The organism is Actinomyces stomatis (assembly GCF_031292835.1).
Classification (GTDB): Bacteria; Actinomycetota; Actinomycetes; order Actinomycetales; family Actinomycetaceae; genus Actinomyces; species Actinomyces stomatis.
In genome coordinates, this window is sequence record NZ_JASPEP010000024.1 from 20,327 (window position 1) to 44,606 (window position 24,280).

General features: G+C 62.0%; 21 protein-coding genes, 3 tRNA genes and 1 other RNA gene. 15 read left to right on the plus strand and 10 right to left on the minus strand.

The features are described from left to right. Positions 1-37 precede the first annotated feature (37 nt). The 3 genes from panB to RIV12_RS10930 all read left to right on the plus strand — a co-directional run bounded on the left by panB (position 38) and on the right by RIV12_RS10930 (position 3,275). On the plus strand, positions 38-883 hold the full coding sequence (gene panB / locus RIV12_RS10920; protein WP_075417849.1) for a 3-methyl-2-oxobutanoate hydroxymethyltransferase: 846 nt from the start codon (positions 38-40) through the stop codon (positions 881-883). Positions 884-987: 104 nt separating this feature from the next. After that, a complete protein-coding gene (gene map, locus RIV12_RS10925; protein ID WP_309323828.1) occupies positions 988-1,902 on the plus strand; it encodes a type I methionyl aminopeptidase in 915 nt (304 codons plus the stop codon). Between the two features lie 161 nt (positions 1,903-2,063). Further along, complete coding sequence (locus tag RIV12_RS10930; RefSeq protein WP_075417847.1) at positions 2,064-3,275, plus strand: hypothetical protein; 1,212 nt, start codon at positions 2,064-2,066, stop codon at positions 3,273-3,275. Between the two features lie 123 nt (positions 3,276-3,398). Here the strand turns inward: RIV12_RS10930 and rnpB are convergent. Further along, positions 3,399-3,789: RNase P RNA component class A (rnpB, locus tag RIV12_RS10935), an RNA gene on the minus strand. Between the two features lie 98 nt (positions 3,790-3,887). Here rnpB and RIV12_RS10940 point away from each other — a divergent pair. Beyond that, positions 3,888-4,691: a YaaA family protein gene (locus RIV12_RS10940; protein ID WP_309323830.1), complete on the plus strand. Its 804-nt coding sequence runs from the start codon at positions 3,888-3,890 to the stop codon at positions 4,689-4,691. 73 nt (positions 4,692-4,764) lie between these two features. On the opposite strand, the gene RIV12_RS10945 is transcribed toward RIV12_RS10940, so the two are convergent. Then, positions 4,765-5,499, minus strand: a complete 735-nt coding sequence (locus tag RIV12_RS10945; RefSeq protein ID WP_309323832.1) for a zinc ribbon domain-containing protein — start codon at positions 5,497-5,499, stop codon at positions 4,765-4,767. Between the two features lie 46 nt (positions 5,500-5,545). Then, the gene (locus RIV12_RS10950) at positions 5,546-6,448 is read right to left on the minus strand and encodes a Nif3-like dinuclear metal center hexameric protein (protein ID WP_309323834.1); all 903 of its coding nucleotides are present in this window, start codon (positions 6,446-6,448) and stop codon (positions 5,546-5,548) included. Between the two features lie 204 nt (positions 6,449-6,652). Here RIV12_RS10950 and RIV12_RS10955 point away from each other — a divergent pair. The 6 genes from RIV12_RS10955 to RIV12_RS10980 all read left to right on the plus strand — a co-directional run bounded on the left by RIV12_RS10955 (position 6,653) and on the right by RIV12_RS10980 (position 10,619). Continuing rightward, positions 6,653-6,744 (plus strand) — tRNA-Ile (locus RIV12_RS10955). 37 nt (positions 6,745-6,781) lie between these two features. Continuing rightward, positions 6,782-6,863: transfer RNA gene (locus tag RIV12_RS10960), tRNA-Leu, on the plus strand. A 990-nt stretch (positions 6,864-7,853) separates the two neighbouring features. Further along, positions 7,854-9,203 carry an IS256 family transposase gene (locus RIV12_RS10965; RefSeq protein WP_309323836.1) on the plus strand — a complete coding sequence of 450 codons (1,350 nt, stop codon included), beginning with the start codon at positions 7,854-7,856 and terminating at the stop codon, positions 9,201-9,203. Positions 9,204-9,237: 34 nt separating this feature from the next. Next, positions 9,238-9,849, plus strand: coding sequence for a hypothetical protein (locus RIV12_RS10970; RefSeq protein WP_309323838.1), 612 nt, complete (start codon positions 9,238-9,240; stop codon positions 9,847-9,849). Positions 9,850-9,921: 72 nt separating this feature from the next. Beyond that, the gene (locus RIV12_RS10975; RefSeq protein ID WP_309323840.1) at positions 9,922-10,128 is read left to right on the plus strand and encodes a hypothetical protein; all 207 of its coding nucleotides are present in this window, start codon (positions 9,922-9,924) and stop codon (positions 10,126-10,128) included. A 287-nt stretch (positions 10,129-10,415) separates the two neighbouring features. Continuing rightward, complete coding sequence (locus tag RIV12_RS10980) at positions 10,416-10,619, plus strand: hypothetical protein (protein ID WP_309323842.1); 204 nt, start codon at positions 10,416-10,418, stop codon at positions 10,617-10,619. A gap of 235 nt (positions 10,620-10,854) precedes the next feature. On the opposite strand, the gene RIV12_RS10985 is transcribed toward RIV12_RS10980, so the two are convergent. The 4 genes from RIV12_RS10985 to RIV12_RS11000 form a co-directional block, all read right to left on the minus strand. Further along, entirely contained in the window at positions 10,855-12,075 is a 1,221-nt protein-coding gene (locus tag RIV12_RS10985; RefSeq protein ID WP_309323844.1) for a hypothetical protein, read from the minus strand. Between the two features lie 20 nt (positions 12,076-12,095). Continuing rightward, positions 12,096-13,250: a phosphoribosyltransferase-like protein gene (locus RIV12_RS10990; RefSeq protein WP_309323846.1), complete on the minus strand. Its 1,155-nt coding sequence runs from the start codon at positions 13,248-13,250 to the stop codon at positions 12,096-12,098. A gap of 131 nt (positions 13,251-13,381) precedes the next feature. Further along, positions 13,382-13,987, minus strand: a complete 606-nt coding sequence (gene trpF / locus RIV12_RS10995; protein WP_309323848.1) for a phosphoribosylanthranilate isomerase — start codon at positions 13,985-13,987, stop codon at positions 13,382-13,384. A gap of 546 nt (positions 13,988-14,533) precedes the next feature. Then, positions 14,534-15,784 carry a DUF1266 domain-containing protein gene (locus RIV12_RS11000; protein ID WP_309323850.1) on the minus strand — a complete coding sequence of 417 codons (1,251 nt, stop codon included), beginning with the start codon at positions 15,782-15,784 and terminating at the stop codon, positions 14,534-14,536. A gap of 197 nt (positions 15,785-15,981) precedes the next feature. On the opposite strand from RIV12_RS11000, the gene RIV12_RS11005 reads away from it, so the two are divergent. Together RIV12_RS11005 and RIV12_RS11010 are read left to right on the plus strand one after the other, a co-directional pair. After that, on the plus strand, positions 15,982-17,154 hold the full coding sequence (locus RIV12_RS11005) for an aminotransferase class I/II-fold pyridoxal phosphate-dependent enzyme (RefSeq protein ID WP_309323851.1): 1,173 nt from the start codon (positions 15,982-15,984) through the stop codon (positions 17,152-17,154). A gap of 89 nt (positions 17,155-17,243) precedes the next feature. Further along, the gene (locus tag RIV12_RS11010) at positions 17,244-18,284 is read left to right on the plus strand and encodes a DUF1266 domain-containing protein (protein WP_309323853.1); all 1,041 of its coding nucleotides are present in this window, start codon (positions 17,244-17,246) and stop codon (positions 18,282-18,284) included. A gap of 97 nt (positions 18,285-18,381) precedes the next feature. Here RIV12_RS11010 and RIV12_RS11015 read toward each other — a convergent pair whose 3' ends face one another. Continuing rightward, entirely contained in the window at positions 18,382-18,582 is a 201-nt protein-coding gene (locus RIV12_RS11015) for a YdeI/OmpD-associated family protein (protein ID WP_309323855.1), read from the minus strand. A 173-nt stretch (positions 18,583-18,755) separates the two neighbouring features. On the opposite strand from RIV12_RS11015, the gene RIV12_RS11020 reads away from it, so the two are divergent. Continuing rightward, positions 18,756-19,670: an alpha/beta hydrolase gene (locus RIV12_RS11020; protein ID WP_309323857.1), complete on the plus strand. Its 915-nt coding sequence runs from the start codon at positions 18,756-18,758 to the stop codon at positions 19,668-19,670. A 37-nt stretch (positions 19,671-19,707) separates the two neighbouring features. Here RIV12_RS11020 and RIV12_RS11025 read toward each other — a convergent pair. Beyond that, positions 19,708-19,783 (minus strand) — tRNA-Val (locus tag RIV12_RS11025). 163 nt (positions 19,784-19,946) lie between these two features. Beyond that, complete coding sequence (locus RIV12_RS11030; protein ID WP_009397367.1) at positions 19,947-20,351, minus strand: DUF3052 family protein; 405 nt, start codon at positions 20,349-20,351, stop codon at positions 19,947-19,949. A gap of 398 nt (positions 20,352-20,749) precedes the next feature. Between RIV12_RS11030 and aceE the strand changes: the two genes are divergently transcribed. Further along, the gene (gene aceE / locus RIV12_RS11035; RefSeq protein ID WP_309323859.1) at positions 20,750-23,503 is read left to right on the plus strand and encodes a pyruvate dehydrogenase (acetyl-transferring), homodimeric type; all 2,754 of its coding nucleotides are present in this window, start codon (positions 20,750-20,752) and stop codon (positions 23,501-23,503) included. A 108-nt stretch (positions 23,504-23,611) separates the two neighbouring features. Then, a complete protein-coding gene (locus RIV12_RS11040; RefSeq protein WP_309323861.1) occupies positions 23,612-24,256 on the plus strand; it encodes a DUF3060 domain-containing protein in 645 nt (214 codons plus the stop codon). Positions 24,257-24,280: the final 24 nt, after the last annotated feature.

The window sequence follows — 24,280 nt, forward strand, 5'->3', positions numbered from 1 at the left end:
AGCCGACGCATTGGGGCACCTCGGGTAGCCTCGTCCCATGGCTACACCCGAGTCCCCTTACGGAACGTCCGCCACCGTCGTCGGAGGCGGCAAGCCCGTGCGCGTTCATCACCTGGCAGCCGCCAAGAAGGAGGGCGCCAAGCTGGTCATGCTCACCGCCTACGACGCCGTGACCGCCCAGCTCCTGGACGCTGCAGGAACCGACCTGCTGCTGGTGGGCGACTCGATCGGCAATGTCATGCTGGGGCACGACTCCACGCTTCCAGTCGAGCTCGACGAGATGGTAGTGGCCACGCGCTCGGTGGCGCGGGCGACCAAGCGTGCGCTGGTGGTGGCGGACCTTCCCTTCGGCACCTACGAGGCGGGCCCCGAGCAGGCACTGGCCAGCGCGGTGCGCCTCATGAAGGCGGGGGCCAACGCCGTCAAGCTCGAGGGCGGCAGACCGCGGGCCGCCAGCGTGAAGGCGCTGACCCAGGCGGGCATCCCGGTGGTAGGTCACTTGGGTTTCACCCCGCAGAGCGTCAACATGCTCGGCGGCTTCCGGGTTCAGGGCCGCGGCGAGGCCGCGGAGGAGCTGCTGGCCGACGCGCAGGCGCTGGCCGAGGCGGGGGCGATCGCTCTCGTCCTGGAGATGGTGCCCGAGCCCTTGGCCGCGCGCGTCACCGAGTCGCTTGCGATCCCCACGATCGGTATCGGCGCGGGTGCACGCTGCGACGGCCAGGTCCTGGTCTGGACGGACATGGCCGGAATGACGGACTGGTCCCCGCGCTTCGCCCACCAGTTCGGGCAGGTCGGCGAGGCCCTGCGGCAGGCGGCCGCCGACTACGGGGCGGCGGTGCGCGAGAAGTCCTTCCCCGCTGAGAAGCACTGGTTCAGCTCCTGACGGTTCCTGACAGTGATAAGGCCCATAGCGTGATGGCGGAGGCCCTGGACCAGTAGCTGGAGGGAAGGTCCCGCGAACCGGATGCCTCCTTCTATGCTGAGGCCATGAGTTCTTCGGCTTCCTCCGTGCCCTCGGTGCCCTCCTCCTCGCTGGCCGATCGCGCACCGCGCGGCACGCTCACTCCCGGGACGATCAGTCCTGGGCGGCATGTCCCGGCGTCGATCGCACGCCCCGAGTACATGTTCCACGACGGCCCCGAGCGCGTGACGGCCTCGGAGATCAAGGACGCGGAGACGATCGAGCGGATCAGGGTGGCGGGTCGGTTGGCCGCGCGCGCTCTAGTCGAGGCCGCCAAGGCGATCACGCCGGGGGTGACCACCGATGAGCTGGACAGGATCGCCCATGAGTACCTGTGCGATCACGGCGCCTACCCCTCCTGTCTGGGCTACATGGGCTTCCCCAAGTCGATCTGCACCTCGATCAATGAGGTCATCTGCCACGGCATCCCGGACTCGACCCGCTTGAATGAGGGAGATCTCATCAATCTTGACGTGACCGCCTACATCGGCGGGGTCCACGGCGACACGAACGCCACCTACGCCGTCGGTGAGGTCGACCGTGAGACGGAGCTGCTCATCGAACGTACCCGCACCGCGATGGAGCGGGGCATCAAGGCCGTCAAACCGGGACGCGAGGTCAACGTCATCGGCCGCGTCATCGAGGCCTACGCCAAGCGCTTCGACTACGGGGTGGTGCGCGACTACACGGGCCACGGCGTCGGCGAGGCCTTTCACTCAGGACTCATCATCCCCCACTACGACGCCGCTCCCCTGCACGACGACGTCATCGAGACGGGCATGGTCTTCACGATCGAGCCGATGCTCACTCTCGGCGGCGTCGAGTGGGAGCAGTGGGCTGACGGCTGGACGGTGGTCACCAAGGACCGTTCCCGTACCGCGCAGTTCGAGCACACGCTCGTGGTGACCGAGGAAGGCGCCGAGGTGCTTACCCTGCCTTGAGGTTCTGGGTATCGCTACCCATCCACGTCCAGGCTGATCGGGCCCCGTCACGTTGCCTCACGATAAGGTGACGACGTAAGGTCCTTGGACAGCGGACATCTGCATTCTGCCCAGGAAGCCCGTGCGGGTTTCTCCCTGTTTATTTCCTCCCGGAGGTTCTCATGGCTTTGCGCTTCAATCCACCGCCGAACTGGCCCGCACCACCCGAGGGCTTCGAACCACCTGCAGGCTGGCAGCCCGACCCCGCCTGGGGGCCGGCTCCTGAGGGCTGGCAGATCTGGGTCGATGACTCCGCCGCCTCCGGTGCGTCAGCCGCTTCTGCCGCAGGTGCCGCTACAGAGGCCGACCCGGCGTGGGCTCCCACCCAGGCGGTGTCGACTGCCCCGACGGCCTCGTTGAACACCAACGCACCGGTTGCCGACCCGACGGGCATGTCCGCCTCCGCACCCTCCGGTGACTACGCCGGGCAGCCCGCGGCTGCCGGTGCCAGCCCTTACGCGGCCAGCATGGACTATGCCCAGTCGCCCACGCCCTACCAGCCCCAGGGGGCTGCGGGCGGCATGCAGCCCCCTGGCGGTGGATGGCAGCCCGCTGACGCCGCCGCCCCGGCAGGCCCTGGCAATGGCTCCAAGCCGCTGACCCAGCAGTGGTGGTTCTGGACCGGTATTGCTGCGGTCGTCGTGGTCGCCCTGGTCATCGGCAGCGTGTTCATGTTCAAGGGCGATTCCGGCAATAGCGACAACAAGGCGGACAGCACGTCGAGCTCGGAGTCGAAGAAGGACGAGAAGAAGGCTGACGACTCGGAGCCCACCGAGGATGCCGGCGACTCGGACGCGTCTGACAGCTCGGATTCGAAGTCTTCGTCTTCTCAGAGCAGCAAGTCGAGCAGCAACGACCCCGGTAGCAGCAAGTCCAAGCCGCTTGACCCGACGTCAGGCCCCGTTGAGATCAAGGCTGGAAAGTACGACGAGGACCCCAACGCTTCGATCTCGGTCAAGTTCAACCCTGTTGAGTGGGATGTCAATGCCGCAGATCTCCAGGCGATTGACCGGCGCACCTACACCGACCCGCCTGAGGGAAAGAAGTACATTCGTGTTCCGGTCGAGGTGACTTACCACGGCGAGGGCCAGTTCCAGGGACGCTCCCTGAAGATCGACTACGACTACCAGGGGAACACGTCCAGCGCCATCGAGTCCTACAGTGACAGTGGCCTGTTCATCCGGCAGGACTTCCCCCGTGATGGTGGAACCGCGAAGGGCTACTACGTCTTCCTGGTCGATGCAGCCACCGCGAACGACGGCAAAGCCGTCTTCGCCGTCAAGGCCTTCTACGACAGCTACAACTCCAAGGAGAAGTACGTGACGGCCAAGTAGCTCACCACGTACGCTCAGCATGTGGCGCCTCACCGGATTAACCGGCGAGGCGCCACATGTTTTCTCACTAGTTCAGTACGTCGTCTGCACGTCAGCGGATAAGAGAGCGCACGCAAGGATGGGCGGACGAGCCGACCTGTACGCCGGGTTCTGTTGCCGCCCGCCGTTGCCGGCCTGGGCGGTGGCGACCATTCATCTTGGACCGCTGTTGCCAGCGGCCTCATGCGACCTACCCGCTGACTTGGGCGAGCAGCCTTCAATCGCCAGCTGTGCGGTCTTGCTCCGGGCGGGGTTTACCGAGCCGCGACGGTCACCCGTCGCGCTGGTGGGCTCTTACCCCACCCTTTCACCCTTACCCACCGGTATTCGATGGGCGGTCTACTCTCTGTGGCACTGTCCCGCGGGTCACCCCGGGTGGCTGTTAGCCACCGCCCTGCTCTGTGGAGCCCGGACGTTCCTCAGCCCTGCACCGTCATGAAGGCGGTGCCGGTACCGCGGCCGCCCGGTCGGCTCGTCCGCACGGGTCAGTGTAGCGGCATGGGGCGTCGAGGGTTCGCGCCCACCGTGCAGCCCTGGTCTGCCGGCGGCCGTGTCACGACCTATCATGTGCGGGTGCTGATCCTGCTTCCTCCCTCTGAGGGAAAGACTGCTCCTGCCAGTGGACCATCACTGGATCTCGACTCGCTTCTGGAGGCGGACAGGCTCACCGCTGCGCGCCGTGAGGTGATGTCCGCGCTGGCTGAGGTGAGCCGGAGCGCCGAGGCGGCCTCCGTCCTGGGGTTGGGGCCTCGTAGCGCCGAGCAGGTGGGGACGAATCTGGTGCTGGAGACCTCGCCCTGCGTCCCCGCCCATCAGCTGTTCACCGGGGTCCTGTACGAGGCCGCGGGGCTCGACTCGATCGCCGAGGATCCGGCGGGCCGCTCCGCTCTGGAGCGCCACTGCATTGTCTTCTCGGGGCTGTGGGGCATCCTCTCCCCCACTGACCTGGTGCCCGATCACCGTCTGTCGATGGGCACGTCCCTGCCCGGACCGGGACGTCTGTCGGCGTTCTGGAAGCCGTACCTTGCGCCGTCGCTCACCGGTTTGGCTGCACAGGGGTTGGTGGTCGATTGTCGGTCGGCGGACTATGCGGCCGCTTGGAAGCCGTCTGCGCGCGACGGCATTGAGGTCGTCACCGTGCGTGTGGTGCGCACCGCCGACGACGGTTCCCGCAAGGTGGTATCCCACATGGCCAAGCACGCTCGCGGGCTGCTCACCGGGGAGCTCCTCCGGGCCGTTGCCGGCGAGTCCCTGCCTGCACCGGTACGCGTGGACGACATCGCGAGTATCGCCGAGCGCCTGGACAGCGTCGACGCCGTCGAGGTCTCCGAGCCGGACCGGCAGTGGCGACGGGTTCTCACCCTGGTGACTCACTGACGCCGCTGGCGAGCACCATCGGCACCCGGGCCAGGGGCCGGCGATATAGCGGTTGGCTGAGACGTGGCCGCTGTCAGATGTCCATCCGTACGACGATGACGTCGTTCTCCTCGGCGTGGATGACCTCCTCCTTCGGGGCGGCCACGATGCGGGCCAGCTCCTGGGGGCTGATCTCGACGGCACCGCCCTCGATGGTGCGCCCCCTGAGGGCCACTGCGCCGAGTCCACCGGTGGAGGTGCGGACGGCCTCGTAGTCCGCCAGGAGGGGTGTCTCGATGGTTCCGGCCAGATCTGCCCGCTGGTTCTCCAGGGACTCGATCTCCTCGTCGAGTCGGGCGAACTCGGCGTCGCGCTTGGCGGTGAGCTCTCGCCCGGCCGCGCGGATCTCGGACTCCTCCTGGCTGAGGCGCTCCGCCTCCTGCCGGGCGGAGTCGAGCGCCTCCATGGCCAGGATCTGCGCCTCCTCCAAGGCTGACTGCCGTTGACCGAGCTGGTCGATCTCCCCCTGGATGGCTGAGAGGTCGCGGGCCGCGCTGGTGCCGGAGTGGAGGCGCTCGCGCAGTACCTCGGCCCGGCGCACCACCTGAGAGACCTCGTCCTCGCTGCGGGTGGCCCGCTTCTTGGCCTCGTCGAGGGCGGCCTCAGCCTGGATGGCGGCTCGCTTATTCGTCTTGAGGCGTTCGATGACCGACTCGATGCGGGTGAGGACCGGAAGGTGCTTGCGCTCGTGACGCAGCCGTGCCAGGCGGGAGTCGAGGTCCTGGAGGTCGATGAGAAGGCGCTGCTGGGCGATGGGGGCGCTTGTCACGGCGTGTGCTCCTTCAGGTGCGTGCAGGTTGATGCTGCGAATCCTCTCATGCCCGGTCTGTTCCGGTGGACAGGCGCAGCGCCCAGGGGTCCGTGACAATCCGGGAGACCTGGACGGCCAGTGAGGCCCCATGGCAGTGGGCGCCGTCCTTGAGCCTGCGGGCCAGGGGCTCCAGGCCGACCCACTCGGTGGCCCAGTGGGTTCCGCACAGGAGGTAGGGGCGTCCGTCCTCCAGGTGCTCGGAGGCGGGGTGGTGGCGCAGGTCGGCGGTGAGGAACACGTCGGCTCCGGCCTCGCGGGCCCGTTGCAGGAGAGAATCGCCCGCCCCACCTGAGACGGCGATGCGCTCAACGACGACGTCGAGGTCCCCGCCCACGAGGAGGCCGGGGGCCGAGTCGGGGAGGGCTGCGGCGACATCCGCGGCGAACCGGCGCAGAGTGACGGGCTGTGGGAGGGTGCCGATCCGTCCGATGCCCTGATCCGGGGAGGCGGGGTCCGGCTCGAGCGGCACGGTTGAGATGAGCCCGACGCGGTCGGCGAGGGCGTCCGCCACTCCCCCGTGGGCGGCGTCGAGGCTGGTGTGGGCGTTGAGGAGCGCGATGCCGGCACGGATGAGGCGGTGGATGGAGCGTCCCTTGGGGTCGGTGGCCGCGACGTGGTCGGTTCCGCGCAGGTAGAGGGGGTGGTGGGTGATGACCATGTCGACGCCGGTGTTGATGGCCTCGTCGACGACGGCCGTCACCGGGTCGACGGCCAGCAGGATACTGCGCACCGGATCGGCGGGGTCACCGCAGATGAGCCCGTTGGAGTCCCACGAGGCGGCCAGTCCGGGAGGCGCGGCGGCCTCCACGAGGGCGACGACGTCACCGACCGTCAGATGGCCTTCCAGGGTGTTCCGTGAGGGCTCGAGTCCGGCCTCAGAGGATGCGTGGGCAGGAGTGTGACTCATGCGACCAGGCTAGCGGTAAAGCAGGCAGTTCCTCAGAGGTGAGGAGGTCGATGCCCCGTGGCACCCGCATGAGGGCGTGCCTGATGGAACACAGTGAGAAAACGACCGACGCGGCCGCCATCTGGGGTAACCTACTTCCGCGCTGCTGGGCCCCTCCGGTGCTGGTAGCGTCGGCCTCCTCGACGCCGTCGATGTCGCGGCCGCGCCCCCATAGCTCAGCGGTTAGAGCAGCGAGCTTATACCTCGTGTCGTGCCTGATAAGCACAAGGTCCTGGGTTCGAATCCCAGTGGGGGTACTGACGCCCCAGTTATTCAAACATTGGGCCGCGTCTCGCCTCCGTGGTGGAATCGGTAGACACCGCGACCTTAAAAGTCGCTGCCTACGGGCGTGCGGGTTCGAGTCCCGCCGGAGGCACAGCCCCAATAGACGTGGAAGACCACTAATTTTACCTGGCAATCAGCGACATCAAAAACACTGGCGTGACTACACACCATAACTGCGAGCCGGTAGGCAAAAATTGATGCAACACACAAGACCAGCAGAGTTCGCTCGCCACTCAACAACAATAGCATCCTAGGATCACACGAGAGCCAACCCAAAAAATGACATGAACTGGTGACTCAATTTTCCGACCGGTAATCCAATTGACGTTGACTCCCCGTCGACGTCACACCCTGAGGGCCACCGTGAGAAAAACTATTACCCAATTTCTACATGCATCCTATCCGCCTCTCTCGCAGCTTGTGACGGCGCAGACAAGAAGGTCAACGACCCAGTTTATTCTTCCGAAGTGGGCAACAGCAACTACCAGGACATGGTGCCCAACTTGAAGGTGGCGGGGTTCACCAATGTCTCAACAAAAGAGATTTACGATCTGATCCTCGGCTGAATCACTAAGGACGGTCACGTCAAAGAAGCATCCATCGGCGGAAGAACTTCCTTCTCTACGAGCGACACCTTTGCCGCGGACGCTCCGGTAGTTGTCGGCTACCACATCTTTCTCAAGGAGGAGAAGGATGCCACCGAATCGACGCCTGCCCGTTACCTTGTTGGTGGTCCTGGGTGGTCCGGGGCTGGGCTAGCTGCTGTGGGCATGGTGTCTTGCCCCTGTCCTTAGATGATCCGGGGGCGAAAGTCACCCGCAGCAGCCGGGCGCTGGTGACCGCTGATAGGGGGAACGACCCACCGCAAAACGGTAGAGGTCTTTCGCAGGCGTGGGTGCGGGGACCGGCCTGTCCACTGGCTGACCCCGTATCGACTTGACCGAGAGGCGGCAGGAGAGATGGATATCGGGGACATCGAGGTCTTCATCGGCACCGGGCGTCGGTAAGAGCGAGCACTGGGCCACGGCCCTGAGAGCCTGTTCAATGGTTTGTGTAGGCCCTTGTGGAAGGACTGACACTGATGACTGCTACTGATGATGACAACAGGGCTCCTTCTGGTGGTCGGGATGTGGTCGACCAGCTGCGCTCGGCTGGGGCTCTGGATGGCTTGTTTGAACAGATTGATTCCGGGCAGGTGAGCATGACCGGGGCTGATGGTCTGCTACCGGCACTGGTCAAGGAGGCCCTGGAGAGGGGCCTGGCCGCTGAGCTGACCGAGCACCTGGGTTACGACAGGGGCGAGCCAACCTCCCAGGCTCGTGGTAACGCCAGGAACGGAACCACGTCCAAGACGGTGGACTCTGAGGTGGGGCCCTTTGAGATCGAGGTGCCCCGGGACCGGGCCGGGACCTTCACCCCGCGCCTGGTGCGCAAGGGTCAGCGCCGTCTGGACGGCCTGGATGCGATGATCATCAGCCTGTACGCCGGTGGAATGACGGTGCGGGATATCCAGCACCACCTGGCCTCCACGCTCAGCGTGGAGCTCAGCGCGGGGACCATTTCGAGGATCACCGACGCGGTAGCCGATGCTGTCCTGGAGTGGCAGCGCCGCCCGCTGGAGGAGTTCTATCCGGTGGTCTACCTCGACGCGATTCGGGTCAAGGTCCGCGTCGATCACCGGGTCGCCTCCCGCTCGGCTCACATCGCGGTTGGGGTGGACATGGACGGTATCAAGCACGTCCTGGGTATCTGGGTCCAGGCTGAGGAGGGAGCCTCCTTCTGGGCGCACGTGTGCGCTGAGCTGGCCAACAGGGGCGTCAAGGACGTCCTGATCGTGTGCTGTGACGGGCTCACCGGCCTTCCCGAGGCGATCGAGGCGACCTGGCCCCAGGCCACGGTCCAGACCTGTGTGGTCCACCTGATCCGTGCCTCGATGCGGTTCGTCTCCTACGGGGACCGCCGGAAGGTCGCGGCCGCTCTCAAGGCCGTCTACACCGCCCCGAACCAGGAGGCCGCCTGGCAGGCTCTGACCGACTTCTCCGAGTCCGACATGGGGGTCAAGTACCCCCAGACGGTGACGACCTGGGAGCGGGCCTGGGAGCGATTCACTCCCTTCCTGAACTTCCCTCCGATGCTCAGGCGTGTCATCTACACCACCAACAGTATCGAGTCGCTGAACTACCAGCTGCGCAAGGTTTCCAAGAACCGCGGCCACTTCCCCTCCGATGAGGCGGTGATCAAGCTGCTGTGGCTGGCGATCTGCGACATCGAGGACAAACGCGCCCGAGAACGCGACAAGGAGAAAGGACTGCCAGCATCCAAGCGCAAGGCCAAGGGCAAGCTCGTCGAAGGACAGATCACCACCGACTGGAACAAGGCCCTGGCCCAGCTCACCACCGCCTACCCCGACCGAATCAACCCCTACCTGTAAAACACTTACACAGAAAACTAGACAGGCCCGGCCCTTGAGCCAGGAAGGGCGGAAGGTCCTCGAGCGGGCCCTGCCCAACGACGAGGAGCGCCTGCGTGCTCTCTACAAGAAGCTGGCCGATCACGGGAACCTGCTGGTGGTAGTAGACCAGCCCGCCAACCGGATCCGGGGCCTGTACACCCAGATCCACCCCACCCTCGAGCAGGTGCTGGGGCCCTGGCTGGAGCACGACGCCATCCTGGAGGTCATCGCCGCCTGGCCCACCCCAGCCGACCTGAAGCGAGCGGGCAAGGCAAGGACTGACGCCGGGCTCAAAGCCCGCAGGTGCAAGCGGCACGCCACCTGGGCCGGCCAGATCATCTCGGCCCTGGAATGCCAGAGTGTCACGATCGCCGGCACCAACGCAGCCGCAACGGTGCTGCCCCACCTGGCCAGGCAGCTCATCGCCCCACGCGCTCAGCGGGCCGATGTCGCCACCCAGGCCAGTGACCCTGGCGGGCGGCCCACCCTCATGTACCAGGTCCTGACCACACGTGCCCGGGATCATAGGTCCCGGCCGCCGCCGACCTTCCTGGCCCAGACCCTGGCCAGGGACCTCCAGGCACCGGCGCCCACCTGGCCTCCTACGCCGGCCTGGCACCAGTGACCAGGAGATCAGGCTCCTCCATAAGGGGCGAGCACGTCTCCCACGGCGGCAACAAGGAGGCTCAAGCACGCCATGTCCCCCTCCGCCTTCGCCTCCCTGCGCTCCGACCCCGTCTCCCAGGCCTACTACCAGCACAAACGCAAACGAGACCAGGGCAAGCGTCATAACCAGGCCGTCCTCGCCCTGGCCCACCGCCGCATCCCGACCCTGCACGCCATGATCCGAGATGGAGCCCTCTACGACCCACAACCAGCCACGAAACTACCCACCGCCGCTTGACACACCACATAGGGGCACCCCCCTCCACCTTCGCCTCACTGCGCTCAAACCCCGTCTCCCAGGCCTATTACCAGCGCAAACGCAACCAAGACAAACCACCTTGGGCCAGGCCGTCCTCGCCCTGGCCCACCGCCGCATCCCGACCCTGCACGCCATGATCCGCAACCACACCCCCTACAACCCACAACCATCAACACAACTACCCGCAACCAATTGACACACCACAAAGGGGCCCCCGCAGACCGGCGGCTTCCATCAACCGGGCGACCCGATCACGGTGGGTATCGATGAACGCGATCATCTCGTCGTGGGGCAGCCGAGCCGCACTGCGAAAAAGCCGAGGCTTTGCACAGGAACTCGTTCGCGCAACGCAACTCAAGAATCTCTCTGCGCAGTCTGTTGATCTCCTCAGTTTCAGCGGTGCCGCCCCTTGGGGCTTCGCCAAGGTTGATACGACCCTACTTCCACCAGGTCCGCAGGGTGTGAAGTGAGATTCCAACCTAGGGCCTCCCCAATAGCAGTGCAGGAGACCCAGCGGAGCACTGCTCAGCACGGATACGCTCCTCGATGAGATGGAAGGCTCGCATCCTGAACTCAGGACTGTACTTCTGAAGCATGGTCCGATCCTCCTTGAGGAAGTAAGTCGGAACGAAATTTAGGCCGCTTCACTCCTCATCTCGAAGACTTAGACCACACCCCTTCAACCAGCCCTCCCGATCAGTACGCCTAATCGACAACTCTATCACCCCTAACTAAAGGGGAAAGCAATTCACTAACGTTCAACTCAAACACATTGATTGCATCACACCCCATTGACATCCCTCCACTTCCAACACCATGGGAGTACCTAGTAGTATATTGATACCCCGCGACATGAAGAACATCCGAAAAACCTGAATATCCACCTAATTTCATAAGATGCAAGTATCGTTTGCGGGCTAGATACGCCGCAAGCTCTATTGGTTTAGGCCCAAATCCACCGACAAGAAATCCAGGAAGGTCTTCGCCACCATTCTTCTTATATTGTAAATGATTTAAAATGGCGATATCACACCGATCGAAAACATGCCTAATCATGTCCGCAAAATCAAAAGCATACACCACGTCGGTGCGATACCGCATAACTTCATTTAGAGCCCATGTTATACGGGCCGATTGCTTATATGAATAAAGCAAATTATTTCGATTAAGCAAAACTAGTGAACCAATATTTGCCCCCTCTGGGCGTTCGTAAGACAATAAGGAGTCAACTGCCTGGGAAACGCTATGAGAACTACCAGAAAGCGAAATGATCGCATCAAGCATTGCTGCCGACTCAACCATTTCGTCAACGCTCTTTCTACTGAAATAGCCCAGTATTCCTCCAATTATATCATTCTCCAACCCCTCTGGATAGGAATGTGCATTTGTATACAAAAAGCAATATTTAGATATTAGCCCATTCATGTCGGGATTTTTTCCAGTACTTGAAATGTTGTCGTCATTGAGTAGTTCCTGAAGTAAATTTCGCATAATACTCCTTGGCATACTTGAGAAGTCAAATAATAACGTTGCATTTCCCCCAAGGCGGCTTGCGAGCGAACGAACTGAATCTACAACTCGTAGAATATTTCCGTTAGGATAGTCGACTCGTACATTTTGTACAAGCCTTGGATCTACAATTGATTCATCGGAATCGATATCAAATAGCCGAATTACTCTATCTCGGTTACTTGCCTTAATTCGGTCCAAAATATTATCCACACCGGGGGCTTGAAACCATACCACTTGAACACCAAGGGACTTATTCCTCATGGAGTAAAACTGATCCCTGAACCACTCCGCAACAGTCACTGAACGATCCTCGTAGTTAGGGGCAGTCAACAATATTATTGGTGCCTCGTCGCTCGATAATTTATGTAGTAGTTCATGAATAGAATATGAATGAAGAATGCGTTCGATAGCCATGATTTGCGTGCACCTTCCAACTAAAACAAATTAGAACGACCGTCCTCAAACTGACTAATTATATTCTGCCAAAGGATATTCTCGTTTACTCTTTGACTACTGCCGCCCCGTCGAGAATGTATACGCGGGAATGGGCCGGTGTACGGAATAACTTTCTCCCCTTTTTTGTAGGTCGCGGAGTGGTCTAATGCGTTAAACCACAGAAGAGGTAACGAATTGGTAGGAGTATTCAAACAGTCGACCAACGTCAATCCAGTATTGTGATATCCGAACGTCAGTTCTCCTCCGCTATTTCTTCTAAAAGTAAGTGACATATCTTTAGCGACCACATTTTTGTCAAACCACATGCATAGCTTTTTTACTCTTTCGTGTGTTTTATTGTCAAATAGAGCACATTCCTCGTGGCCTACACGAGTTCGATTATCAAACTTTATTGCAGATAGTATCTGAATACTCTCTATTTCATTCTTCGTTATCCACGTATTAATTTTATCCTCAGCAAGACTCGTCATAATTTGAGCGCATACAAATATAGTAGGAGAGTGTTCTCCATGCGTAAGAAGTCTTCGAGAAAACTCGATTCTCTTCAAATCAGCAATAAGACTTTGCCCGGAAAGTGCTTTGTCAGTAAGAACTATCCAGGCATCTTTACTTGCCACTAATCTTAATTGTTCAGTAGTGTACTCTTGTTCTACACTACTATCTGGATTATTTATGAGAGAATTGGATATCATTGCGCGGAGCTGCTGTACGTCAGAAATTCGAGGGTGTACGTCGGCGTTTAATCGTGCAGATAATTTATTGATATGGGAAAACTGCGAGATCAATCCACTTTGATCTACTTCCATAATATGGATGTTATCGGCTTGTTCAGAAACTTCGATACCATAGTTATGAAATGCTGATGTAGACGCCGACCACCATAAGTAGTTAAGCGCTGCACTTAAAAAACTATCTGGAACATATATCACCGATGAGAACACTGATAAAGCAGCACCTCTATACTTAGAAGGTAAGCATTCTAGTGCGTTAGTTACCCGCTCCATTATCCCTCCTTCAGAATGAGGGTATGGCGACATTTGTTCAAATAGATGCAGATTATGGAAGCCTAGATTTATATGATCAATATTTGTTTGATGCTTATTAAGTAGTTCCCAATAGTCAACATTTTTCATGTCATCACCTTTCTATAGAACTTTGATAAGTAAGCTACCCATTTTGAAGTTAGCACTTCCGTTAAATGATCATGTAAAGTTGTTGCTTGCATTCTGTTCTACGCAAACGCATTTCTATCATTTCGCCCATTTTACTTTGTACTCAAAAGTCGACTTACTTTGCTAAAGTCGATTGCATCATAGTGAACCCAACTTTGCACATCTATCGCATATGGATTATGCTGTTCCTTAATTTTTAGTGCCTTAACATCATTTATTCCTCCAGCAAGGAATGCTCTTGACATGGGGAAACCTACCAGATTATGTTCAGGAATTTGTCTACCAGTTCCACCTTCGTAGTTGTCATATAGGACATAATCTACCAAATTCAGTGTACAGTTTACATATGCTTTACTCTTACTTTCAGGATCGATCACCTGGATGTACTTGATTCCGTTGTGGTGCAGAGCGTCTGCTAAGTACTCAATTTGCGACAGGTTCAGATTTCTGTGCATCTGTAAATATTGGAAATGACCGTATTTCGCCAACTTTACTACATCTGCAGGATTTTTTATTTTTGTTAGTAAAGTTCCGCCGCTATACCCGTTTTTTCTCAACTGTGCATTGATTGACGCAATTTTTTCGACTCTACACATGTCCATTTTATCTATAATATGAAACCCTAAATAGTCGACTCCCATGCGAACTAACTTGCTCGCTGTTTCAATGTCGCTGATCTGGCAGATTTTTAGTTTCATTTTTACATTTATTATTCGGACTAATACTGCCTAGGATCCTATTTAGGTCATTCATTAGGGTAATTTTACGGCTTTTGAAGTCGTATTAACTCAATCTCGCCTTTGTTGGTCGGCGACGCAATATTACTCTAATCATGTAAATTTGATTAATGATAGATTGACAATTTGCAACTACCGACGCCGCTCGTTGTGTGATAAAACTGCTATTGGCGATAGCATCATACTCTTGGTCTAACAGTCACCTTATTCCCACCTTCCTTGGTCGACACTAATCGGTAGAATTGTTTGGGAACGTGATTGGTTATTGATGACTAGGGATTCAAGCTCGCTAAAGGCAGCCTGTCACGCTTAGTGTCCTGCATAGGGGAGGTGGGGACCTATAGGGATTCCGAAACCGATCACAACGTCGCTATACAACAATCATCGTCAACTTGTGAACACGTCACAGAGTTCCTCTCACATCGGTTCAGTCTCTGGACTGGTTGCGGGCCTGGAGCCCGGGCGAACCAGGTGAGGCTACTGAGCTCAACGGCACACTCACCCTGCTCATAACGGGTAGGCGGCGCTGAAGGCACGCACACGCGGTCCCAGACCATTCATGAAGGCCTCCAGGTGCAACGGCAGCTCGGGGTTGATCACCCCCACCACATCCCAGTCGGGGAAGAGCGTGCCAAGCTTCTTACCATTGGCGTAGAAGACGATGTCCTGCCCCGGCATCACTGACACCGTGAACCTCACCTGCTCCCAGGGGATCGGGGTGAAGACTCGGCGCAGTGCCTTTCTGGAGACCAGGAAGCAGGCGTCCTCCGTCATCACGGCGGTAAGCCGAGCCCCCTCACTCGTACGCAGGAACGGCACGCCGCTCCAGTGCTCCTGATCAAGACTCGAGTCGGTCCAGAACGTGGTCGCCGCTGCGCCGTCGCCGCGAGCAGGCAGATCCCACAGAGGTATACGGGCAGTTCTCAGATCTTCGAAGACGCCCCCGATGCCACCTGCATCGGCGGGACGCCAGAAGACCTCCTGCGCCAGAGCACGTGCACGCAGAAACGTCCCCGCATCCGTGTCCGCATTCTCAAGCACCTTGGCGGTAGCCGAGTCCAGAGGATGCTCGGCCGTCGCCAGCCATCCCCTGGCAGCAAGACGGACAGCACGCACACGCTCGGCAGGAATGAGGGCCTCGATCGCGCTGATCAAGGCACTGAGATCCTCCGCAGGCCAGATTTCTGTGCGGAACAGGGTGACAGGAGCAGTCAGTGCCATGATGTGGGCGCCTTCAAGAATGATCGTCGCATCAACATGGCGAGTCTCAGGTGTTGCGTACATGACCTGGAACGCCACCTTGCCCACGATGACTGAGGCCAGGTACTGCCCCCATCCGGAGCAGCGGTCAACGAAACCCTGCACGTAGCGCTCAAGGAGGGCCGCCAACGTGCGCTCGTCTATATAGCCCGCTGCGCGAGCCGAGGTGAGGATATTGATGACGCGGCAGCAGTCGAAGCCCGCAGCCACTGCGGAGCCAGCGAGCATCGACACGGCGGGTACGTGCTCAGCCACAAGGCTCGAATCCGGCCATAAGCCGGCCTCGGCCTCCAGCGAGTCACACCACTCGATCGCAGAGGCGGCGTCCGCAACCTCGAAGGACTCCTCCAGGAGAGTGGCCGCGACCTCCTGGCTCAACCCCGCCAGTCCAGCGCCCTCCGTGTCCCAGAGCTCAGGAGCTGCCTCGTGATACGGCCTGGCCAGGAACTCGTAGTCAGCGTGAAAGGGAGAGACAAGCATCATGGCGTCAGTGAGCACGATCGGACTCCGTCCTAGACACGAGTGTTGCTCTCAGAGCCTTTCAGACACGGTACAGGAGGACAAGATATCAACCGGGAGAATGAGGGATCAGGAGGTCTTCTCCTCCCCTCGTCTCCCAGGTCCTCGGGACCTTTGCCCTCCCGCCATGAGAAGGGGGACACTGGTCCTGTCCCGCCCCGAGTCAAGGAGCCGTCATGAAGATCACCGCCCGGGCCAAGGCCGCTCAGCCCTTCCATGCGATGAGCATTGGCGAACGCGCTGGAATCCTCCAGGCGGAGGGCCACTCGATCGCCAAGCTCAGCCTGGGTGAGCCCGACTTCGGTGCCCCTCCTGCTGTCCGCGAGGAGATGTGCCGCATCATGGATGGCCGGCCACTGCCCTATTCCCCCGCCCTAGGCCTGCTCGCACTGCGTGAGGCCATTGCAGGCTTCTACCGGGACAGGCACGGTGTCGAGATCGATCCTGCCCGGATCGTCGTGACTACCGGCGCGTCCTCAGCGCTCCTGCTGGTGGCCGCTGCCACCACACAGCCCGGTGACGACGTCGTCATCGCAGATCCGTCCTACCCCTGTAACCGACAGTTGGTAGAGACCTACGACGGCCGGATCATTCTGGCACCTACCAGTCCTGCCAGCCGCTACCAGATGGACCGGGCCGCAGCTGAGGCAGCGTGGACTCCTCAGACGAGCGCGGTGATGCTGGCGACACCGTCCAACCCCACGGGCACGTCAATCCCCTTCGAGGAGCTGGCATCGATCTGCGCGCTGGCCCGTGAACGCAGCGCCTGGCGGATCGTTGACGAGATCTACCTGGGCCTGGCCGACCCAGACGACGACGGAACGCCGGCGCGTACCGTCCTGGAGGCCGACCCCGACGCGATCGTCATCAACTCCTTCTCCAAGTACTTCGGGATGACGGGCTGGCGCCTGGGCTGGGCGATCCTTCCCGAGGAGCTGGTGCAGCCCACGGAGAACCTGGCGGTCAACTACTTCCTGTGCGCTTCGACGCCTGTTCAGCAGGCCGCACTGGCGGCCTTCTCCCCCGAATCCATCTCCGTATGCGAGGAACGCCGGCAAGAGCTTCTCGCCCGCAGGAGCATCGTGCTCGACGGGCTGCAACGCATCGGCCTGCCTGTACCGGTCCTTCCCGACGGCGCCTTCTACGTCTACTTCGATGTCTCCTCCACAGGGCTCGACGCCCAGACCTTCTGTCACCGTGCCCTGGAGGAGGCGCATGTGGCTCTCACTCCAGGACAGGACTTCTCCACGACCACGGCTCACTCCCACGTACGGTTGTCCTACGCGGCCTCTCGTGACGAGCTGCATGAAGGAATGAAACGCCTCGAAAGCCTGATCGACAGCCTGTAAATAAACAGGCATTCAACTGAATAATTACTGCATCGACCTCTGTGCAACAATTTGGTACTCACCTGTTCGCATGTTGCACACTTCTCTTTATGTCCTTGCAGCCCCTGCTCCTTTCCGTCGCGCTGGTAGTTTTTGGGGTGATCGCCACCGTCGAGATCTCCAAATCAATCCATCAGAAAGTGCGCTTGCGCCGCGACAAGGCCTCCTCCGCCCCGCACCGGGGCGAGGAGTCCACATGGAATGAGCTCACTGAGCACCATCGGCCCATCAGAGACTCCGAGCCCGATGAGTTCACCGCTGGCCCGCACGAGCGGCTCCTGGCGATCTGCGCGCCGTACTCCTTGTGCCGCCGGGACCCGTGGGACCGTCTCGCCTGCTCCGATCTTGACGGCACGCGCACAATGCTCTCGCTCGACTGGGGCGTACGCTCCCGTACCGACCTCCTCTCCCGGATCTACTGGCTCATCACCTCCGGCCACCGCAGCGGATTCAATGCGGAGCGCGCTCGCTGGGTCGATACTTCCCTGGCGGAGGCCGAGCGCCACGAGCTGCGAGAGAGTTCCGACTCGTCCTCAGATGCGTCCGAGACGCTGTGGCGCCTCGGACGCATGCTCAATAACGATCGGGACATCCGAAACGTGGACTTCTCCGCCTGGGACCTGGTCCGTGCCGCCATGCTGACACGCTGCGGATTCGCGCTGGGGTGGCTGACCGAGGACGAGACCTGGGACACGCTCACGATCCTGGATCGTGGGCTGCGAGAGCGCTATCGGAGCTGGACACAGATGTCGGAGTCATTCCGGCTGGCACACTGGTACTGGAACTCCAAGAGCGGCAAGGATGAGCACTTCAACGACCTGCACGACCTCAACCGGTCACTGGTTCTCCTCAGCACCGACGGGCCATGGGGGATCATCGACTGGGGCATCGACACCCCCGAGCCCTCGTTCCTGATCCTCGATGATCTCCTCGACACCGGCGTGGCCATGCCGCTGGGTGCGGGCGAGCGGAAGCGCGCCACACAGTGGGAGCGCTGGGTCGACGATCAGGTCATTCTCCGCAGGCAGCATCGCCCCCAGCACTTCGGCACCCGCGTCGAGCAGCACCACCGGTTCACCAAGCGCGCCTGAGGAATCGCGTCAACGGCGGCTCAGCAACGGTGCGCCGGTCCGCGCCGCCCCTCGCCATGACAACGGCTCGGCTAGGACAAGTCAGGGTCGGACACACCTACCCGTGCTTATCAACCATCATCTCTGCTGCTCTGGTGGCCCGACGACGGCGGGTCTCGGCGCGCTTCGCCTCACTGATCCAGCGCAAGTACTCTTTCCGGTGCGATGGGGGCAGAGCCGCGAATATCCGCTCCGCCGCCTCATTCTCCGACAGCGCCTCGGACAGCTCCACCGGGATGCTCGCCTGCTCGTCGCTCATTGCCTCTCCTCTAACCGGTTGACAGAAGTACCACACGGACAAAAAGGGCGGATAGGGACCTGATGGCAGCCCTCTTTGCCTCCATCGCCACGACCACCATAGCCGCTCCCCCACCTCGACACCTGCGCTGCTGAAGCACACGCGTCCACGGCTCACGCGGCTAGCATCGACGCGTGCCGACCAATCCGTACGTCCCCTTCCTGCCGCCGCACCACCAGCGCGCGGCCTCACTGGTACCCGAGTCGACGTGGTGGCAGTGGCACGGCCACCGCGTGCACATCGCGCGAGCCTCCGACCCGGGGGCACCGGCCCGGGTGCTGCTCGTGCACGGCGCGGGCGGGCACAGCGGAGCGCTGTGGCCCATCGCCGCGCTGGTGGCCTCACGCGGCATCGACGTCAGCGCCGTCGACCTGCCTCTATACGGACGCACGACATCACCGGATCCGGCGGCCGTGCGCTACGGGACCTGGGTCGACCTCCTCGTCGACCTCGTTGAGGCCGAGCACGACCACCGTCCCCTGATGCTTCTGGGCGCCAGCATCGGCGGCCTTCTCGCCTACGAGGTGGCGGCCCGTTCGCCGCACGTGGAGGCGGTGGCCGCCACATGCCTGCTCGACCCACGTGACTGGCGCGCCCGGGCACATATGACGCGTGCTGGGGCACTGGGTGTCCTGGGCGGGCCGTTGTCGACGCTCGCCCGCGGAGGGCTGGCGCGCACCATGGTGCCGATGAGCGCAGTGGCGAACCTGCGGCGGATGAGCCGCGACCGCGCACTGTCCGGCCTGTGCGCCATCGACCCGCGCGGGGGCGCCGCCAGGGTTCCCCTGGGGTTCCTCGCTTCCTACCTGCGGTTCATGCACACCCCGCCCGAGCGCAACCGCACGCCGGTGACGCTGCTGCACCCCGGCCGGGACGCGTGGACACCGGTCGAGCTCAGCGCCCGGGTGCTGTCGCGCGCCGCAGGTCCGGCCGAACTGGTGGTGCTGCGCGAGTGCGGCCACTTCCCCGTCGAGGACCCGGGAGTCACGGATCTCGTCGACGCCGTCGCCGGCCTGGCTCGGCGCCTCGGCTCACGGGACCGGGCCTAGGGATGCTGTGGGCGCGCGAATGACGAGGTCACGCCCGTGGTGGACCCGGCCGGACTCGAACCGACGACCGACGCGGTGTAAACGCGTTGCTCTACCAACTGAGCTACAGGTCCAGGTGCAGACGTTCCCAGAAGCACATTCCCGAGCTCCCGGTGCCCGCACATGCGGCTGACGGCGCGAGCCGCCTCAGCCGGAGACTTTACCGCCTCCGCCGGGCAGGCCACTAATCATCTCCGCCTCTGACGGCGCAGCATGCCGCGCGGCCATTGGGGCGCCTCAGCGCCCTCGGCTGGAGACCCTGATACCGCTCCAGTGCTGCCCCATGGAGGCGGCGGAGGTTGCGTGCATGCCGGCTGTCGCGGCAGCCTCCTCCACCTCAGCGGCCTGAACGGCGCCAGTGGTACGTGCCTTGGGCGTCAGCACCCAGATGAGCCCCGCACCGTCGAGGTTGGCCTGGGCGTCCATGAGGAGGTCGGTGAGGTCGTCGACGTCGCCGTCGTCGTCACGCCACCACACGATGGCCGAATCGGCCACGTCCTCATAGTCCTCGTCCACCAGAGTGGTTCCGGTCTCCGCCTCAACGGCCTGCCGCAAGGTCTCGTCGACGTCGTCGTCGTAGCCGAACTCCTGAATGATGAGACCGGAGGCGAAGCCGAAAGCTCCACCCGCTGTACTCGCCACGTCTTTACACCGTCCTTCTGGGCTGCGCCCGTCTACCGCTCGCCCGCTGCTGGGCGATAGGTACTAGCCCACCGCACCCGGCACCAACCGCGCAAGTGAACACGCATGTCAGATTACCTTGAACTTTCCTTTGAAGTTCGATTCCGGCGCGGCCACCGTCTTCAAGCCCCACACCCCTCAGCCCTCAACATCGAAATCAACCCGTCACCATGTGAGTCACACCATACGTGAGGTGGGACTTTCCTCCCGTTGGGTGCAGCGTTCGCCCCGTCGCAGGTCGTAGATTAGGGCCGTCATCCACAGCGGCCTGACTTCAGGCGTACGCCAACGCCACCATCGGCGCCATCGCACGCAATGAGGCTCGGGCCGACCGCACAGACGCGAGGAAAGAGGAATCCGTGAGCCCCACCAGTGACTCCACGCCGCTCATTGACGGCCTCCTGACGAAGGTGACCGACAACGACCCAGAGGAGACCAAGGAGTGGCACGAGTCCCTCGATGCCCTCATCGCGGACAAGGGCGCCAAGCGCGCGCGCTACATCCTGCTGAGCATGCTGGCTCAGGCCCGGCAGAAGAACGTCACGGTTCCCACCGAGATGACGACGCCGTACATCAACACCATCGACGTCACCAACGAGCCCTACTTCCCCGGCGATGAGAGCGCCGAGCGCACCTACCGGCGCTGGCTGCGTTGGAACGCCGCCGTCATGGTCACCCGCGCCCAGCGCCCCGGGGTCGGGGTCGGCGGACACATCTCCTCCTACGCCTCGACCGCAACGCTCTACGAGGTCGGCTTCAACCACTTCTTCCGGGGCAAGGACCACCCCGGCGGTGGCGACCACGTCTTCTTCCAGGGTCACGCCTCTCCGGGCAACTACGCCCGCGCCTTCATCGAGGGCCGCCTCAATGAGGCGGACCTGGACGGCTTCCGCCAGGAGGAGTCCCGCCCGGCCGGCGGCCGCGGCCTGCCCTCCTACCCGCACCCGCGCCGCATGGAGGACTTCTGGGAGTACCCCACCGTCTCCATGGGGCTTGGCCCGTCGGAGGCGATCTACCAGGCCTGGTTCGACAAGTACCTTCAGGGCGCCGGCATCAAGGACACCTCCCAGCAGCACACCTGGGCCTTCCTGGGTGACGGCGAGATGGACGAGCCCGAGTCACGCGGCATGCTGCAGCTGGCGGCCAGCCAGCAGCTGGACAACCTCACCTTCGTCGTCAACTGCAACCTGCAGCGCCTCGACGGCCCGGTACGCGGAAACGGCAAGATCATCCAGGAGCTCGAGGCCTTCTTCAAGGGTGCGGGCTGGAACGTCATCAAGGTGATCTGGGGCCGTGGCTGGGACCAGCTTCTCGCCGCGGACAAGGACCACGCGCTCGAGCACCTCATGATGGAGACGCTCGACGGCGACTACCAGACCTTCAAGGCCAACGACGGCGCCTACATCCGCGAGCACTTCTTCGGCCGCGACCCGCGCACCGCCGAGCTCGTCAAGGACTGGACCGACGACGAGATCTGGGCCCTGCAGCGCGGCGGCAACGACTACCGCAAGATGTACGCCGCCTACAAGGCGGCCACGGAGCACAAGGGCCAGCCCACCGTCATCCTGGCGCACACGGTCAAGGGCTACCTCCTGGGCGGCCACTTCGCCGGCCGCAACGCCACCCACCAGATGAAGAAGCTGACGCTGGACGACCTCAAGGCTCTGCGCGACCGGCTCCACATCCCGATCACCGACGAGCAGCTCGAGGCCAACCCGAAGATGCCGCCGTACTACCGGCCGGCAGAGGACGACCCCTCGCTGCTCTACATGCTGGACCGGCGCCGCCAGCTCGGAGGCTTCGTCCCCGAGCGTCGCGATGCCGGCGTCGAGCTCGAGCTGCCGGGCGACAAGACCTACGACATCCTCAAGGGCGGCTCGGGCAAGCAGGAGGTCGCCTCCACGATGGCCTTCGTCCGCCTGCTCAAGGAGCTCATCAAGGACAAGGGCATCGGTCGTCGCATCGTCCCGATCATTCCGGACGAGTCGCGCACGTTCGGGCTGGAGTCGCTCTTCCCGACCAAGAAGATCTTCAACACTCAGGGCCAGAACTACACGCCGGTCGACGCCGACATGATGCTGTCCTACCGGGAGTCCACCTCCGGACAGCTCATGCACACGGGGATCAACGAGGCCGGTTCGGTCTCCCTGTTCCAGGTGGCCGGCACGAGCTACGCCACCCACGGCGAGCCCATGATCCCGGTCTACATCTTCTACTCGATGTTCGGCTTCCAGCGCACCGGCGACCAGTTCTGGGCCGCCGGTGACCAGCTGACCCGTGGCTTCATCATCGGGGCCACCGCCGGGCGCACCACCCTGACCGGTGAGGGCACCCAGCACATGGATGGCCACTCCCCCATCATCTCGGCCACCAACGAGGCCGTCATCAGCTACGATCCGGCCTACGCCTACGAGATCCGGCACATCGTGCGCGACGCCCTGGAGCGCTGGTACGGGCCGGACTCGGGCCGCAACCGGGACGTCATGTACTACCTGACCGTCTACAACGAGCCGATCCACCAGCCCGCCGAGCCCGACGGCGTCGACGTCGAGGGAATTCTGCGCGGTATTCACCGCATCAGCACGGCTCCCGACGGCGAGGGGCCCGAGGTCCAGCTCCTGGCCTCCGGTGTCGGAGTGCCCTGGATCGAGGAGGCCCGCCGCATCCTGGCCGAGGACTGGGGTGTCCGTGCCGCTACGTGGTCCGTCACCAGCTGGAACGAGCTGCGGCGCCAGGCCCTTGAGGTGGAGAAGGCCAACTTCCTGGCTCCCGACGCCCAGAAGCAGGTCCCCTACGTGACGCAGAAGCTCTCCGAGAGCACTGGCCCCTTCATCGCCACCAGCGACTACGACCACCTGATCCCCGACCAGATCCGCGCCTGGGTACCCGGCGACTACTACACCCTGGGTGCTGACGGCTTCGGATTCTCCGACACTCGTGCCGCCGCCAGGCGCCACTACCTCATCGACGCCCAGTCGGTGGTGGTCCGCGCCCTCCAGGCGCTGGTGGAGCAGGGGCGCCTCGACCACTCCGTCCTCGCCCAGGCCGTTGCCCGCTACGACTTGACCAACGTCAACGCAGGTACCTCCGGGTCCCAGGGCGGGGAGTCCTGATCCCTCTCGTGCGGCTATAGTTGGACGCACTGACCAATTGTGGTGCCGGTGGAACGCGGTCTTCCGTGTCCCACCGGCACCACCATGTCTGCCGAATGAGGTCCTCCGTTGTCCCGCTCCCCGATGCTGCATTCCGCCTTCTTCATGGCCGCGTGCCTACTGACCCTGTCCGGCTGCTCAGTCGGCTGGACCGGCGCCACGAGAGCGTCCTCGGCTCCGCCTGACCAAGCGCACGACGCTGCCGCTCAGGAGGCCGTGGAGGAGCCCACTGGGAAACTGGAGGACACCAGCCCGGTTGATCCGTTGGAGTTCGGGAACTGCACGTCCTCCGAGATCAGCGAGTACGACGACGAACTGACCGACAACGACGCGGAGGACACCCGAGCCCAGGCGGAGGCCGAGGTCACCAAGGTGGTGCCCGCCTCCGACCAGGTGAATGTCACCTCCAACGAGCTCTCTACCGACCAGGTGGTCAAGGTCTCGGCGGGTGCACGGGACGTAACAATCACCGCACAAAGTCTCGTGGTCATCATTGAAGGGGAGATCGAGTCACTCACCGTCCACGGGTTCGACAACACGATCTGGATCGATGCATCCAATAAAGTCACGTTCGGCTCGGACGACGGAGACAACCTCAATTACGTCTTCTGGCGCTCCAGGCCTCCACAGTCGAAGGTGGATCCACAAGGCGTCAACATGATCGGCAAGGATGTCAACGCCCCTGTCATCCGCTCCTGCCGCTCCTTCTCATGACACCGTTCGCGACAGAGCCGAACC